Source organism: Pelosinus propionicus DSM 13327 (assembly GCF_900114615.1).
Classification (GTDB): Bacteria; Bacillota; Negativicutes; order DSM-13327; family DSM-13327; genus Pelosinus; species Pelosinus propionicus.
Map to the genome: position 1 here is coordinate 120092 of NZ_FOTS01000005.1, position 16584 is coordinate 136675.

Genomic DNA, 16584 nt, shown 5'->3' on the forward strand with positions numbered 1-16584 from the left:
AAAAAGATGATGAAAAAGAAAGCGCTGGTTGCCTGCGGCTGCGGTGTAGCTTCATCGACGATTGTTGCGAAGAAATTGGAGGATTATTGTGGCGAACGGGATATAAAACTGGAGTGGAGGATCTGTAAGGCAGCGGAGATTCCATCCTTGGCTGATATGATGAAGCCCGATGTAATTATCTCCATCACAGCAGTAGCTGATTTAGGCAATCAAATTCCGGTGTTTGACGGGAAGCCTTTTTTAACGGGAATTGGTGTAGCAAAAAGATTAGAGGAAATCTATCAGGCAATTTTAAAATAAGTGAAGGAGATCGATGAAATGGACTTTATTGCGGGTATTTTTGAGTTCTTTCTTGGTTTAGGTGCATCTGTTTTTTTGCCGATATTAATTAGTATTTTTGCAATCATCCTGGGGCAGAAGCCAGGGCGGGCCATTCGCAGCGGGATTACGATTGGGATTGGTTTTATTGCCATTGGAGCTATACTAGGGATATTCGTGAGTAATTTAGGGCCGGCTGCAGAAGCGATGGTTAAGCGTTTTGGAGTCAATCTCACTGTATTGGATGCGGGCTGGCCAGCTACTGCCAGCATTGCCTTTGCTTCAAAGATAGGAGCGTTTATTATTCCGTTGGGCATCACGATTAATGCCATCATGCTTGTAACCAAGATGACAGATGTTGTGGATGTGGATATCTTCAATTACTGGCATTTTACCTTTGTAGGAGCTTTAGTTTATGGAAGTACGGATAATTTATTATTGGGCTATGCAGCAGCAGGTCTTGCTCTCATCGTCGGTTTGAAAACGGGTGATTTTACTGCGAAGTATTTTCAAAAATATTATGGTTATGAAGGGGTGTCGATTCCCCATATTTTATCCAATGGTTTTGCGATTATTGGCTGGCCCCTTAATAAAATAATTGATATGATCCCTGGAATTCGAGATATAAAAGCCGATCCAGGAACCATTTCGAAAAAGTTCGGAATTATGGGAGAGCCAACTGTAATGGGGATCATTTTAGGTGCCGGTATTGGCATCCTGGCGGGTTACGATATTAGTAAGATCTTGAATTTAGCGATTATTATGGCCGCAGTGATGATGCTCTTGCCAAGGATGGTAGGGATCTTAATGGAAGGACTGCTGCCAGTATCAGATGCAGCAAAGGAATTTTTCTCAAAAAAATATTCAGATAGAGAATTTACCATTGGTCTGGATTCTGCCATCGCCGTAGGAGACCCTGCCGTTCTAGCCTCTTCTTTGTTATTGGTGCCAATCGCCTTGGGATTAGCGATTGTGCTGCCTGGCAATAAGGTACTGCCTTTTGGAGATCTCGCGACGATACCCTTTATGATTTGTATTGTCAATATATTTACGAAAGGAAATGTATTCCGCAATGTACTCATTGGCTCCTTTTTAACAGTATTTGCCTTATATAGTGCAACCATTAACGCAGATACACATACCGCCATGGCGATTGCAGCGGGTTTTACAATGCCGGAGGGAGCGAGTACCCTGTCTAGTTTTGTAGGGTCTTCCAATCCAATTACCTTGGCCATCTGGAAATTATTCAGCTTATTTGGCTAAAACAGAAACGGTGAAAGGATAACAATATGAACATAGTAAAGAATACGCCTGTGGGAATTTATGAAAAAGCCTTACCGGAGACAATGAGTTGGATGGAAAAACTCAATTTGGCTGCTGAATGCGGCTATGATTTTTTAGAAATATCCATTGATGAAAGTGAGAGTAAATTAGAACGGTTACATTGGAATCGTTATCAAAAAAGTGAACTTTTGCAAGGGATTTTGGCAACGGGCATTCCTATTTTGAGTATGTGTCTCAGCGGGCACCGAAAATATCCTATGGGAAGTGAATCGAATAGCACGCGGCAAAGAAGTCTGGATATTATGGAGAAAGCCATCCAATTTTCCGTGGATTTAGGAATACGGGTTATCCAATTGGCAGGGTATGATGTTTATTATGAAGCAGGAAATGAAAAGACGAAAGAGCTTTACTGCGAAAGCATGCGCCAATCTGTAGAATTGGCTAGTAAAGCCAATGTCATCCTTGCTATTGAAAATATGGACCATCCATTTATGAATTCCATCTCCAAGGTCATGGAATATATAGACTTGTATCAATCTCCCATGTTGCAGGCATATCCCGATATTGGAAATCTGACGGCCTGGGATTTAAGCATAAAAGAAGAACTCTGCAAGGGCGGTGGTCATATTGTAGGAATTCATATAAAAGATACTGTGAATCAAGTCTTTCGCAGAATTGATTTTGGTGAAGGCATAGTAGATTTTTCGAAGGCTTTTCAAGTTTTGTATGAATTGCATTATCAGGGGCCTTTTGTCATAGAAATGTGGTCTGAGAATAACGTGGACAGCAAAGAAAAAATGATTTACGCAAGACAATGGGTACAAGAAAAAATGAAACATGCAGGTTATATTTTTACATAATGGAGGTTTATAGTTATGCTGTTAGAAGAAATAAGAAAAGAGGTTTTGGAAGCTGCTGTGGATTTGTTAAAATACGGCTTGGTTACTTTGACAGGAGGGAATGTGAGTGGGCGGGATGAGGCAACGGGATATATTGCCATTACTCCCAGCGGGATGCCTTATGAAGCACTTTTTCCTGAGGATATTGTCATTATCGATATCGAGGGCAATGTCATAGAAGGAAAATGGAAAGCTTCTGTCGATACACCGGATCATTTATATATTTACAAACAGCGGCAAGATCTGTTTAGCATTATTCATACGCATTCTACTTATGCCTGCTCTTTTGCAATGCTCCATAGGGAGATTCCATGTGCTACAACTACCTTGGCCAATGAAGTGGGAGGCTCTGTGCCTGTTGCCAGATATGCACCAGTGAATTCAGGATTGATTGGACCCAGTGTTATAGAAGTGATTGGTAATAAAAGCGGCTGCTTATTAGCCAATCATGGTGTAATGACTGTAGGGACTTCTGTAAAACATGCCTTAACGGCAGCTGTGATGCTAGAAGATAATGCTAAGTCGTATCTCTTTGCCAAAAGCATTGGTGAGCCAGTACTCTTAGAAGAGGAAGAGATACAAAAAGCAGTGGAAGTCTTTCAATATGTTTATGGACAAAAGTAAGTAAGGTACAAGATCGTAGAATGTGTCCTTAAGTGAACTAATAGAAGAACCAGCTTTAAGCTCATGTTGAGCTTGAAGCTGGTTCTTCTTTCATTTCCATTGCTGAATGTACTGCCAAAACATAAGTAATGACATGGAGGCTTTTTCTTGTTTAGTCCGGGCGAGGACGATATGTTTGTAGAAGGGATCTACTAGGCGGACAGTGGGGAGGCTGGCACTGTTGTTGTAGTACTGCAGACCACTTAGGGAGATGAAGGCAATGCCTAGACCAGCTTGAACGAGGTCAATTCTTCTACCGGGGCCATTGCATTCACTTACGATTTTTGGCGTGAAGCCAGCTTTGCGGCATTCTGTGAAGAAAATGTCATAAGATACATTATTCTTTGTTGGGAAAATAAAATTCTCGTTAGCGGTTTCGCTTAATTTGATCGTTTCTTTTTGGGAGAATGGATGATTCGTCGGTGTGATGAGAACGAACTCTTCCTTTTCTAATGGATGAACTTCAAAATTATAGCTATCAATATCATAAGGTGCAGCAAAGAGCGCGAGATCAAGATTGCCCTCGTAGAGCAGTTTGCAAAGCTCTTTACTTAGCTCATTGGTGACGGCAAATTTGATGCTGGGATGTTCGCTGTTAAATGCAGTAAAGATATTGGCGATATTGAGATTGCCAAGCCCCGTAATGACACCGAGATGGATCGTACGTTTTTCAATTGAAAGATGCTTTTGCAGATGTTGGTGCATTTGGTCAACTTCGTGGGTGATTTTCTTTGCATATAGCATGAAGTCTTGTCCTGCGGGAGTTAATTCAATAGGGTGCTTGATGCGGTTGATGAGTCTCATGCCTAAATCATTTTCTAACTTAGTAATTTGTTGGGATAAAGCAGACTGCGAGACGAAAAGCTGATCTGCGGCACGAGTGAAATGCTTACACTCGGCGACTGCCAGAAAATACTGTATTTGTTTTAACAGCAAGTTAATCACCCCAAGGTTTAGCGTTAGGTTCGGCTCTATTTCAACTCATTATGATTATGTCATTATATCATTATTATGGGGTGTGATATGATTTTTTTTTCTAATAATGATAGTAGAAATACGAATTGTACTTTCATTGAAACACGCGATATTATCAATATAAGTTAACTGTAAGGAATAAATGGTTTGATTGAAAGATGCGCGCAAAAAAAAACAAATATCTGAACATTCTAAAATAATTAAATGTTCATGCCAAAGAAAGGAGTCGTTTTATGGTTGGAGTTATCATTGCCACTTTAGTTATTGTACTCATTGCTTATTTGGTTTATAAGAAATATAAGCCCCAGACTGTAATTTTATTTGGAGGCATGATCCTTATCGCCAGCGCAATTATAATTGGTAATCCGATTATTGCAGCAAAACAGAGTATGGGAAATCCATGGCTTGATATTTTTAAAGTCATTGAAGATTTAGCAAGTAATCGTGTTGCTGGTTTAGGATTAATGATCATGTCGGTTACCGGTTTTGTTAAATATATGGATTATATAGGTGCTAGCAGGGTATTTGTTCATATTGGTGTAAAGCCGCTGCAGCTGATTCGTTCGCCCTATATAGTATTAGCTTTTGCTTATCTTATCGGGCAGATGATGAAAATGGCAATTACCAGCGCAGCGGGTCTTGGTGTATTACTTATGGCGACAATGTTTCCAATTTTACTTAGCTTGGGTGTATCACGGGGGGCGGCAGCAGCGGTAATTGTCAGTTCTTCCTGTATTGACTTGGGACCGGCAGCGGCAACATCCAATTTAATGGCAAAAACAGCTGGAATTGACGTCGTTGATTATTTTATTACTTATCAATTGGTGGTTGCCATTCCGGTTATCCTTACGATAGCAGTATTGCATTCGATCGTACAGCAGTATTTTGACAAAAAAGAAGGCTTAGTGAAGGATGAGAAACTTGAAGTAAAAGAAGGTCAATTACCGCCAAAAATTTACGCTATTCTACCAATTTTGCCGTTAGTAATGATCTTTATGTTCAGTCCAGTCGTTGGGTCGAAACTTAAAATGAGTTTAGTCAGCGCGATGTTTTTTGGCTTATTTATTTCAATGGTCTTTGAGTTTCTCCGTACACGTAATTTGAAAGAAGTTTTTAAAGGCATACAAAAATTCTTTGATGGAATGGGCAGTGCATTTGCCACAGTGGTTACCCTGGTTATAGCCGGGGAGTTGTTCGCCAAAGGCTTAGATGCGGTTGGTGCGGTAGAAACGGTAATCAATGCCTCTAAAATTGCTGGGTTTGGCGAAGAAGCAATGACGATTCTGCTGCAAACGGTTATTGCCGGTGCGACGATCTTGACAGGTTCTGGTGATGCTGCTGTGTTCTCCTTCGCTGGGCTAGCACCTGTTATAGCTGCACATCATGGAGTAAATCCAGTGGAAATGCTCATTCCAATGCAATTTTCAGCAACACTTGCCAGATCGGTCTCCCCCATATCAGCGGTTATGATAGCAGTTGCGGGTATTGCGATGGTTTCACCGTTTGATATTGCGAAAAGAACGATGATTCCGTTAGGAGCAGGGTTAGTTGTGACAACAATAGCATCTTTGATGTTGTAGTAGAAATAAGAAAAGGGTGATCGTGTTATGGAAATAGAAGGATTGGAAGTATCCAACTATTTAAGAGAACTTGAATACTTAGTGAATATTGATAGTGTATCTTCTGATGCAGCAGGTACAGCAAAAATCGCAGAATTTATGACAGCAAAATATCGTTCTTTAGGCTGGCAAGTTAAAGAACATAATTTTAATGACACAATTGGCCCTTGTCTTGAAATCACCAATAAAGTGGCAGCACAATATGATGCGCTGATTTTGGCGCACATGGATACGGTATTTCCAATTGGTACTGCAAAAGAAAGACCATTTTCTATCATAAATGGACGTGCTTACGGACCGGGTGTTATTGACTGTAAGGCTGGCTTGCTGAGTGGTTATTATGCTTTGTCGTCATTAGAAAAGATAGGAAAACTTACAAGCAAAGCAATTTGTGTTTTCTTAAACAGTGACCATGAAGGAATTAGCTCGAAGTATTCAAAATACCATTCTGAAAAATTGGCAAAAAGAAGTAAGTGTACCTTGGTGCTTGAAGCGGCGCGTGCAAATGGAAATCTAGTGCATAAACGAAAGGGGATTGGTCGTTATTATATTGAAGTTGATGGCGTTGCAGCACATGCCGGCGTTGACCATCAAAAGGGGCGTAATGCCATAGAGGAGATTGCACATTGGGTTTTAGCTTTGCAAGGCAGAACAGATTATGCACAGGAAACCACGCTGAACATCGGTAAAATTTCTGGTGGTACGTCGATTAGTGCTGTGCCCGATAAGGCAAAAGCAGAACTGGATATTCGTTTCTATGATAAAAGAGCAGTGGTCGAGATTGAAGAAATGATGCAAGGGTTGGCTGCGCAGCCGCACATCGTAGGAACGACAGCGAATGTTGCTGGAGGAATTACACGGCCTTCAATGCTGCCAAATAAAAAAACGGAAGAACTAATTCATGTAATTGATGAAATCGGTAAATCACTTCAGATGGATTTTGGCTGGACAGCAAGCGGCGGTGGTTCCGATGGAAGCTTTTCAGCAGCGGCAGGTACACCGACTATCGATGGCTTAGGACCAGTCGGAGGAGGTGCGCACAGTTCACAAGAATACTTGGAAATTGATACGGTAGTGCCGCGATATAAATTGCTCTGTAAGACAATTGCTTATGTGGTCGATTGGAAAATGTAAGATGATTTTTAGGCTTCTGCCCGGTTTTACTCTTGAGAATCGGGCAGAAGTGAGAAATGAATCAATAAATTTAGAGAGGGTTCAATGATGAGAAAATTAGAAATAATCAGACTCATTAAAAGAGGATTAATTGCTGGTGCAGTGATCATAAGTGGTTTTATGATTACGGCGAATGTGCAGGCAATGTCGACCTTTATTGATGGTGCGCATGATGTAAAAGTAGAACATTTAGATGATATGACGACCAATAATCCAGCGCAAAATATAGCTTTTACCGAGTCTTTAAAAAATGATGGCCGTAACTATAGTGACTGGGATGTAGCAGGCAATCCGTCACGTCCAGACTGGACGGTAGCAAAAGGGATCGTGCCGGGAATTCAAATCAAAGGAATTATTGGTGATGCCCATTTTGTGATGCGTATTCCGGATAAATGGAATGGCAGACTCGTTGTTGGCGCGCCAGGGGGAACGGGCAGTGAACTATCGGCAGATCAAAGATTAAGCGATTATATTCTAACTAAATTCGATGAAACTGGAAATTCATATGCTTATGCCTATACAGATAAAAGTGCCCGTGGTGAAATTATTCCTACTACTGATGGTCAAATCAAAGAAGCGTGGCGTGGCAGAACTGCTTTTCTGCATTCAGAAGACGGTATTGCTACGTGGAATAAAAGAATGCATGAGCTTACAGTGGCAGCAAAAGATGTACTGAAAAAACTAAAAGGTGTAGGTCCTAAATATACCTACATCAACGGGCAATCCAATGGCGGATATGTTACTCGTTATGCGCTGGAGAATGACGGCGGCCTTTATGATGGAGGAATTGACTGGATGGGCGTTCTTTGGACACCGGAAGTTAACAATATCAGCATCAAAACAGACCAATACAGAGACATCCAGATCATTCGTGACCCTAAAGCAACGGCAGAAGAAAAAGCAGCGGCGAGAGCTCATTATGGACTTTCGGAACAATCTGATTTTTTAATCGATAAAACGATTAGAGGCGGCAGAGGCTTATTGGATGATTCTCTACGGATGAAGTATGATCCGGAATGGAAATATCGCGATTGGTCGGAATATGGACAGCATCCGAAAGATTATGCGAATTATAATTGGCACAATCGTCCACAAAAAGTCAAAGATAATATTAAGCCTTTTGCGTTAACGGGTAATATTAAAAAGCCAATGATTACTTTGCATGGTACTTGGGATGTTCAGATCAATCCAAACTATAATTCTGTTTACTATAGCAAGATGATCGCAGAAAAAGGCAAAGCTGCTAATCACCGTTTATACCTTATTGATCATGCCCATCATACAGATGCGATTGTCGGTGATCCCAAAGTCGATAAAAATCATTTGATGCAGCCAATTTTACCGTATTCTCACCAAGCATTTGACATGTTGGTGGATTGGGTAGAAAAGGGCATTGAGCCACCAATGAATCAGACCATTCCTGTACCACAGGATAAGCAAAAAGCAATTGATATCAAAACAGGCAATGAAATTGATATGTATTGAGAATTTTTAAGGGGGGATTTATTGATGAAAAAACATGTTTTCACTTGCATCGCCGCAGCGCTTATCTTAAGCATTACTGGCAGTGCATATGCTGCAGAACCGACCCTTGAGGAACAGCAAGCTGAGCTAAGTGCGTTAAAGACGCGTTTAGCAACAGTTGAAAAACAGTTAAAGACACAAGAGAGTAAACAGAAAAAAACAGAGGAAACCATTAAGAAAAGTAAAGACAGTGACGTGAAATTCTATGGTGATGCAAGAGTACGGTCGATAGATTCTGGAGATGGTTACGAATTTGAACAGAGAGTCCGGCTCAATTTGGAAAAGCAAATCAATAAGAATGCTTTTTTCAGAGTTCGCGGGATTATAATGAATGAAAATGAAATGGGCGCGACTGGTACTAGCGATAATTATAACAAAATTGACAATGCATACATGCAATTTAACAATCTTTATGGCGATAAGAATTCTTCGATAAAGCTAGGTCGCTTTGGACATAGCTTTGGTACTACAGGTTATTGGTCTTCCGCAGGGAGTCTCGGCATGTATGATGGCATCGAAGTCACAACAGGCAAAGTCGTAAAAGTATCGGCTGGTTTTGGTGATTGGGGCGGTGCAAAAGATAATAATAGTTCAACCGACGGGAAAAGGACTACAGCAAATAAAATAGAAAAGAATGTGTTTCTTAAATTGGGATACAAGCCCAGTGAAGCTACAGCGTTACAGGCATGGCATATCAGGGAAACTAATGCGGACGCCAGTCCAGTGGATTATGAAGTTACCGGTTTAGGCTTTAAGAGTGACATTGGAAAGAACTGGAGTTTAGCTGGTGATTACAGTAAAAATGTAGCGATTGATGATAAGCCAGTAGGGAAATTTTTTACCTTAAGTTATGGCAATGCAAATTATAGAAATGAGCACTCTTATGAAGCGCGTTTGTACTATGCAGATGTTGATAAGGGGAATGTACCGGGTACATTAAATAAAAGTATTAATATCCCCTGTAATGACGTTAAGGGACCGGGAGTAAGCCTGCATTATGTCGTAGCGGAAAACGTTTTAGCAGAATTTTTAACTGGTTTTAATATGGAAAAGAAAAGCACGGGTAAAGATGCTGACAATTATTATCGTTTCCAAGTTAGCACGAATTTTTGATTAAAAGATGGCAAACCTGTTCCGCATGGTTCGGGTTTGTCATCTTTAAATTTTGTAATGAAATGAGGGGAAAAAATGCAAGAAAAAATTTCTTTTATTGGAACGGCACGGGGTAAATTTAGTGCCCAAGAAGTACATGATGCGGTGGTTCGGGTACTAGGTGAGAATGCGGTAGGACATGTTTGCCTGGCGACAGAATTACCGCGTAATTTGGATCATGTAGACTTAGTCGTTTGTGTGGCTACGATGAAGAAAAAAGTTGCTGAAAGAGTACCACATGAAAAAATTGTCGGCATTGATTTAGTGCCTACGACAGACTTTTTTTCGCGGGTTGCACGGATACCGTCAGGGGAAACAGCGTATTTGTTCAGTGATTCGATTAACTATGCAAATTGGTTGATTATGCGCTGTAAGGAGAATTATATTCAGCACATCAATATGGAAATTATCCAAATTGCAGCTTTGAGTGAGCAGGAAGTCGAAAAAAAATTAAAGGGTGCCAAATACCTCATTGGAGTAGAAAATACCGTTGGGAAAAATGGTGTGATGCAGCGTAAATTTGGTTCATATATTCGTAAAGATGCTGTGATTATTGGGGCGCTTCGTACAGCTAGTCTTGAATCAGCCTGTGAGTTGATGCAATGGGCTGTCTCGAAGGATCATCGCCAAATGTTGGAGAATTTTACTGAGAAAATGCAGGAGTTATATAAAAATTTAAGTGAGATTACCAATATTTCCAATCATTTAAAAAAAGTATTCCGACAAGAGTCGGAGCAGTTTAGCCAGATTAACGAGGACATGGGTAATGAAAAAGAAAGATTGGCGACGTTGAAAAATCTTGCCCAAAATTTATTAGAAGCAACCCAAAATATTGGTGATGTGACGGGGGCAATTAAACATATTTCAGCGCAGACTAACCTACTGGCGCTTAATGCGACAATCGAGGCGGCAAGGGTTGGTGAGCAAGGACGTGGTTTTGCTGTAGTAGCACGAGAAATCGGGAAATTAGCAGGTGAGAGCAAAACTTCAACTGAGAAAATCCATTCTTCTATTCAGGAAGTCATAGGATTTGTGAATAAGATTGCACCAACTTTAGAAGAATTGGCACAAGTTATTGATTATAATCAAAATGTATTTATGCAGGCGTCGAATAAATCTAGAGAAGAAGAAATGTCGGTTGAAAAAATTCATTCCGTACTAGAAGCAATTAAAGCTATGGGCGGTGAGCTCAATAAAGACATGAAGGAAATGACGTATAAATAAATCCTATTTGCAGCAGAGTCAGTATTATTAAAGGCATATTATATAATATGATGGAAAAATGTTATTTAAAGATATAATGGAGTTATTACAGTATATGAAGGTGATTATTATAGGATTTAACAATAAGGTTTATGAAATTGTCAGTCATATCCCGGAAGGAAAAGTGGTTTCTTATGGTCAGGTTGCTTCTATGGCCGGAAGTTATCGGGCATCTCGTGCGGTAGGCTATGCAATGCACCGAAATCCTTATCATGGGGCATTACCTTGCCATAGAGTCGTGTTTCAAAATGGGGGTCTTACGGATGGATTTGCTTTTGGCGGTAAAGATGTGCAACGTCAGCTGCTTGAAACAGAGGGAATTACTTTTACTAAATATGGATGCGTGGATATGAAAAAACATCGATGGGATGGAAAAATGTAGTATAAGGCATTCTAGTGTCGAAAAAGTATGATATAATAAAGCTATGATGTAACTCCATTGTGTCAAGTAGTCTTTTTAATGCTTTCGAAGTCAAAGTAATAATAAGAACGAGGAGAGGGTTAGTGATGAGTTTTATTGATGAGATGAAACAAAAAGCAAAGCTCAGTAAAAAGAAAATCGTTTTACCAGAAGGTACTGACCTACGAGTTTTGACCGCCGCCAGCATTGCAGCGACAGAGGGACTTGCCGAAATTATTTTGGTAGGAAGTAAAGAAGAGATCTTGAAAGCAGCTGGGAATATTGATTTATCACAGGTTACCATTATTGATGTGGAAGCGGCAGAAAAGCGTGAAGAATATACTCGAAGTTTTTATGAACTAAGAAAGTCCAAGGGACTTACAATAGAAGAGGCAAGGGAGACACTTAAAGATCCTGTCTATTTTGGCAATATGATGATTAAACATAATGATGCAGATGGATTGGTTTCTGGAGCCATTCATTCTACGGCAGATACGTTAAGACCTGCCTTGCAAATTATTAAGACTGCACCGGGTACCAGTTTAGTTTCATCCTTCTTTATTATGGTGATACCGGACTGTGAATATGGAGAAGATGGAGTTTTCTTGTTTTCGGACTGTGGTTTAAATGAAAATCCGAATGCAGAGCAGCTTTCTGAAATTGCAATTTCATCGGCTCACACTATGCAGAACCTGCTTGGTGTTACCCCAAGCGTTGCTATGCTTTCCTATTCAACCTATGGCAGTGCCAATAGTGCCCTCACCCAAAAGGTGGTACAAGCAACTGCCTTAGCAAAACAGAAAGCACCTACGTTACTGATTGACGGAGAAATGCAGGTAGATGCAGCATTGGTTGCTAGTACGGCTAAGTTAAAAGCGCCAAATAGCTCTGTAGCAGGAAAGGCCAATGTACTAATTTTCCCTGATCTCAATGCAGGAAATATTGGATATAAACTTGTGGAGCGGCTTGCGAAAGCGCAAGCTTATGGGCCTGTTACTCAGGGACTTGCTAAACCGATTAATGATTTATCAAGAGGCTGCAAGGCGGAAGATATTGTTGGCGTAATTGCAATGACAGCTGTGCAAGCGCAGGCATAGTAGTAAGTTGAGAGTGCTACTGACAACTAGAAAATAAAGAAGAATGATAGCAGAGATGCAGACTGTGCAGAGAGAGGGGCTAATCTTTGCATTTTCTAGTAAATCTGCTATTGATAAGGCAATTTTTAATAGCTATTGCTTAGTATTGCAAAAACGTATAAAATAGGTAAAGCAAGAAATAAAAATTATGGGCAAGGAGGGATTTATCATGGCAAAGCATATTATTACTGTTAATAAAGCTTCTTTACAGGAAACTGTACATACTGGTGGCTGTGGAGAGTGCCAGACTTCCTGCCAATCGGCCTGCAAGACATCATGCACCGTTGGCAATCAGGTCTGCCAGAAGTAGACCGTCAAGACAGCCCTCTGTCCTAATGGGCAGAGGGCTTGATTTCAAGTAAGAGCGATGAAGGCTTTTGCCTGCGTTTTCAGGACTTGGCGTAAGCCAAGTCTCTTCTTAAGTAGTCAATCAACCACAAAGGGCAGGAGTAAGAATGATTCTCTCCTTTGTTCTTTGTGTATTTGTGGTTTAAAGTTTTTTCTTAGCTTGCAATTAAAATAATTTGTTTTAAAGGTGAATGAAATGAGTATACATAAGTTTTATTTAAATGGTCTATATATTATATTAGATATTAACAGTGGAGCTGTCCACGTTGTAGATAAATTGGTTTATGATATGATGGACGTTTTTGATGGCAGTAATGATGAGGCAGTAGTAGCAGCATTTTCTACCAAGTATGCGGTCGAAGAATTAAGAGAAGTATTATTTGAATTACATCAATTAATGGATGAAAATAAGCTGTTTTCTAAGATGGTAGAAGTACCGTTGCATTTTAGTCAGAAGGCCTTAGTAAAGTCGGTATGTTTGCATGTAGCTCATGACTGTAATTTACGCTGCAACTATTGTTTTGCTGGGACGGGAGACTTTGGTCATACCCGCGGTATGATGAGTAAGGAAGTAGCTGAAAGAGCAGTAGAATTTATTATTGAAAATAGTGGCCCACGTATTAATAGTGAGATCGACTTTTTTGGCGGTGAACCTCTCATGAATATGAGTACAGTGCGTCACGCTGTATCTTATATTCGTCGTCGTGAGCAGGAGACTGGCAAGAAGTTTAAACTAACGTTGACGACGAATGGCGTACTTTTAAATGATGAGATCAACCAGTATCTGAATGATAACAATATTAGCCTGGTACTTAGCTTGGATGGGCGGCGCGAAGTTCATGACAACATGCGACCATTTGTGAATGGTGCGGGCAGTTATGATATGATTTTGAAAAACGTAACTAAAACCATTGATTCTCGAAATGGGCAAAATTATTATTTGCGAGGCACTTTTACTGCTCATAATTTAGATTTTGCTGCGGATGTATTAGATATCGCTGATAAGGGATTTACCCAGTTATCTGTGGAGCCTGTTGTAGCTCAGGACTGTGATTATGCTCTGACAAAAGAGCATCTTCCACAATTATTTGCTCAATATGATTTATTGGCGCAAGCGTATCTGGAACGTAAACGTAAGGGACAGGGGTTTGAATTTTTTCATTTTAATTTAGACCTTGATAACGGACCTTGTGTCGCAAAGCGTTTAAGCGGCTGTGGTGCTGGACATGAGTATTTTGCTGTCACACCTGAAGGGGACCTGTATCCTTGCCATCAGTTTGTCGGGCGGGAAGAATTTTTACTAGGCGATGTATTTGAAGGTGTGAAAAATACTGTCTTACCGGATCAATTTCGCCAAAGCCATGTTTTAAATAAAAGTGAATGTCGTGAATGTTGGGCGCGTTTTTATTGCAGCGGAGGTTGTCATGCAAATGCAGACTTGTTCAACAAGGATATAAATATTCCCTATGAAATTGGCTGTGAATTACAAAAAAAACGACTGGAATGTGCCTTAATGATTCAGGCACTGTTAAGATTGGAAAGCGGAAAATAGTAGAGGGGACAATACTATGCAGCGTCTTGCCATACACATAAACGGTATTGTACAAGGGGTGGGGTTCCGCCCCTTTGTTTATAATCTAGCACAGCACTACCAATTAACAGGCTGGGTGCTGAATAATTCTCAAGGGGTCGAAATTGAGGCAGAAGGAGATTCTCCGACCGTTTCACGTTTTCTTGAGGAACTGAGTTTTTCTGCACCTCCTCTTGCAGTAATAGAGGAAATGACCGTTAATCTAGTCAATCTGCGTGGAGATACTGAATTTATAATCCGCTATAGTAGGGAAGAAATGCAAAAAACAGCGTGGGTTTCTCCCGATGTTGCTACTTGTTCTGAGTGTTTAGGAGAAATGACAGACCCTGCGGATAGGCGGTATCGCTATGGGTTTATCAATTGTACAAATTGTGGTCCGCGCTATAGTATTATTAAAGATGTTCCCTATGATCGAGCTGCTACAACCATGAATACATTTCCTATGTGTTCCAGCTGTCAGGCTGAATACGATAATCCCGGTAATCGGCGATTTCATGCCCAGCCTAATGCCTGCCCAGAATGTGGTCCTGCCTTTCGTCTTCTTACTAGTGAGGGAACACCGATTGCTTGTGATGCCCCCAGAAAAACGAGGCAGCTGATTGCAGCAGGAAATATTGTGGCAATAAAAGGAATCGGCGGTTATCACTTAGCTTGTGATGCTCGTCAGGAACAAGCCGTCAGTCAATTACGCACTCGTAAGATTAGAGAAGAAAAACCCTTTGCCCTTATGTGTGGTAGTATAGAGAGAATCAGACAAATATGTGATGTGTCGAAAGAAGAGGAACTTCTGCTGACAAGTTCTGCACGTCCCATTGTATTATTAACTAAAAAGTCTGATTCTGATTTAGCACAGAGTGTTGCGCCCGGCACAGATGTTTTGGGTATGATGCTGCCTTATGCTCCGATTCATTGGCTGCTGCTGGAAGAGCAGGACGTATGGGTAATGACCAGTGGTAATATAAGTGATGAGCCGATTGTTTATAAAGACCAAGATGCTATCAAATTATTAGGACGAATCGCAGATTATTTTTTAGTGCATAATCGAGAAATTTTTCAGCAAAGTGATGATTCTGTGGTTCGAATAACAGGAAATAAGCGACAAATATTGAGGCGTAGTCGAGGATTTGCTCCGCAACCTATAAAAATTTCCCAGGAAATGCCGTCTATTTTGGCGGTTGGTGGCGAAGCGAAAAATACTTTTTGCCTGACACGCGGTTCGTTTGCCTTTATGAGCAGTCATATGGGGGATTTAGAGAATATGGCAACGTATGAGGCGTATCTTGCTGCTATTGAGCATTATAAAAAGTTATTTTCAATTGAGCCTACTCTGGTCGCCTATGACTGGCATCCAGAATATTTAGCTTCAAAATATGCCTTGTCTTTGCCTATTTCCCATCTGGGGGTACAGCATCATCATGCTCATATTGCCTCTGTATTAGCAGAGCATAGCATTGATGAGAAGGTCATCGGCGTTGCTTTTGATGGTACTGGCTATGGATGCGATGGAACCTTGTGGGGGGGAGAATTTTTAATAGCCGACTGCACAGAATTTGTCCGTCTTGGTCATTGTAAATATTTACCTTTGCCTGGTGGTGCAAAAGCGATTAAAGAACCATGGCGCATAGCGGCCTGGGTGTTATATAATCTATATGGGCAAGAGTTTGCTGCTTTTGATATTAAATTGAGTCGAAATTTGTCTCCAGGCTGGGAGTTGATGGTACAAGCCGCGGCGAAGGGAATCAATGCTCCGCTGACTTCAAGTGCAGGCCGCTTATTTGATATTGCAGCAGGCATATTAGGTATTTGTCATACCATTCATTACGAAGGGCAGGGAGCAATTGAATTAGAGCGGGCAGGGTACAAACAATATGGTCAGGTATTGCCTTATGATATTTCTCAGGCAAGTCCTTATATTTTAGATTTTATGCCTACTTTTGCAGCTATGATAGAAGCCGTTCGTAAAGGACGTTCAGTTGAACTTTTAGCAGCTTGCTTTCATGAAACCATAGCCGATGCAGTTGTTACTATGGTTCGGAAAATAAAAGAGGATACAGGCATACAAAAGGTTGTACTCAGTGGCGGTGTATGGCAAAATATTACTATTTTAGAAAAAGTAGTCGGAATCTTGCAACAAGACAGCATAAGTGTTTATACGAATGAGCTTGTTCCACCTAATGATGGGGGTCTTGCTTTCGGACAGGCAGCTGTGGCTGGAGCATGTATAAGAAAGAGGTGATCC

The 16584-nt window shown here is 40.7% G+C and carries 15 protein-coding genes; 14 read left to right on the forward strand and 1 reads right to left on the reverse strand.

Annotated elements, in window-relative coordinates; translation table 11 throughout:
• The first annotated feature begins 6 nt into the window (after positions 1–6).
• From BMZ99_RS04035 to BMZ99_RS04050, 4 genes are read left to right on the forward strand one after another with little or no spacing between them, the layout of a single operon-like run.
• The gene (locus BMZ99_RS04035) at positions 7–300 is read left to right on the forward strand and encodes a PTS sugar transporter subunit IIB (protein ID WP_090933185.1); all 294 of its coding nucleotides are present in this window, start codon (positions 7–9) and stop codon (positions 298–300) included.
• Between the two features lie 18 nt (positions 301–318).
• Positions 319–1581 (forward strand): PTS galactitol transporter subunit IIC, encoded by a 1263-nt coding sequence (locus tag BMZ99_RS04040; RefSeq protein ID WP_090933187.1) that lies wholly within the window; start codon positions 319–321, stop codon positions 1579–1581.
• A gap of 26 nt (positions 1582–1607) precedes the next feature.
• Positions 1608–2462, forward strand: coding sequence for an L-ribulose-5-phosphate 3-epimerase (locus tag BMZ99_RS04045; RefSeq protein ID WP_090933189.1), 855 nt, complete (start codon positions 1608–1610; stop codon positions 2460–2462).
• Positions 2463–2477: 15 nt separating this feature from the next.
• Positions 2478–3125, forward strand: coding sequence for a class II aldolase/adducin family protein (locus tag BMZ99_RS04050; RefSeq protein WP_090933191.1), 648 nt, complete (start codon positions 2478–2480; stop codon positions 3123–3125).
• Positions 3126–3215: 90 nt separating this feature from the next.
• Here BMZ99_RS04050 and BMZ99_RS04055 read toward each other — a convergent pair whose 3' ends face one another.
• On the reverse strand, positions 3216–4109 hold the full coding sequence (locus tag BMZ99_RS04055; RefSeq protein ID WP_090933193.1) for a LysR family transcriptional regulator: 894 nt from the start codon (positions 4107–4109) through the stop codon (positions 3216–3218).
• A gap of 263 nt (positions 4110–4372) precedes the next feature.
• Between BMZ99_RS04055 and dcuC the strand changes: the two genes are divergently transcribed.
• The 10 genes from dcuC (at position 4373) to hypF (ending at position 16581) form a co-directional block, all read left to right on the forward strand.
• The gene (dcuC, locus tag BMZ99_RS04060) at positions 4373–5719 is read left to right on the forward strand and encodes a C4-dicarboxylate transporter DcuC (RefSeq protein WP_090933195.1); all 1347 of its coding nucleotides are present in this window, start codon (positions 4373–4375) and stop codon (positions 5717–5719) included.
• 27 nt (positions 5720–5746) lie between these two features.
• Complete coding sequence (locus BMZ99_RS04065) at positions 5747–6892, forward strand: M20 family metallopeptidase (RefSeq protein WP_090933197.1); 1146 nt, start codon at positions 5747–5749, stop codon at positions 6890–6892.
• Positions 6893–6976: 84 nt separating this feature from the next.
• Complete coding sequence (locus BMZ99_RS04070; protein WP_245754808.1) at positions 6977–8416, forward strand: alpha/beta hydrolase family protein; 1440 nt, start codon at positions 6977–6979, stop codon at positions 8414–8416.
• Between the two features lie 24 nt (positions 8417–8440).
• Complete coding sequence (locus BMZ99_RS04075) at positions 8441–9568, forward strand: hypothetical protein (protein ID WP_090933201.1); 1128 nt, start codon at positions 8441–8443, stop codon at positions 9566–9568.
• A 75-nt stretch (positions 9569–9643) separates the two neighbouring features.
• Positions 9644–10831 (forward strand): methyl-accepting chemotaxis protein, encoded by a 1188-nt coding sequence (locus tag BMZ99_RS04080; RefSeq protein ID WP_090933203.1) that lies wholly within the window; start codon positions 9644–9646, stop codon positions 10829–10831.
• Positions 10832–10889: 58 nt separating this feature from the next.
• Complete coding sequence (locus BMZ99_RS04085; protein WP_245754809.1) at positions 10890–11252, forward strand: MGMT family protein; 363 nt, start codon at positions 10890–10892, stop codon at positions 11250–11252.
• A gap of 125 nt (positions 11253–11377) precedes the next feature.
• Positions 11378–12367, forward strand: coding sequence for a phosphate acetyltransferase (pta, locus tag BMZ99_RS04090; RefSeq protein ID WP_090933207.1), 990 nt, complete (start codon positions 11378–11380; stop codon positions 12365–12367).
• A gap of 208 nt (positions 12368–12575) precedes the next feature.
• Positions 12576–12716: a six-cysteine ranthipeptide SCIFF gene (scfA, locus tag BMZ99_RS04095; RefSeq protein WP_017531201.1), complete on the forward strand. Its 141-nt coding sequence runs from the start codon at positions 12576–12578 to the stop codon at positions 12714–12716.
• Positions 12717–12950: 234 nt separating this feature from the next.
• Complete coding sequence (scfB, locus tag BMZ99_RS04100) at positions 12951–14306, forward strand: thioether cross-link-forming SCIFF peptide maturase (RefSeq protein WP_090933209.1); 1356 nt, start codon at positions 12951–12953, stop codon at positions 14304–14306.
• Between the two features lie 16 nt (positions 14307–14322).
• Complete coding sequence (gene hypF / locus BMZ99_RS04105; RefSeq protein WP_090933211.1) at positions 14323–16581, forward strand: carbamoyltransferase HypF; 2259 nt, start codon at positions 14323–14325, stop codon at positions 16579–16581.
• The last annotated feature ends 3 nt before the right edge of the window (positions 16582–16584 follow it).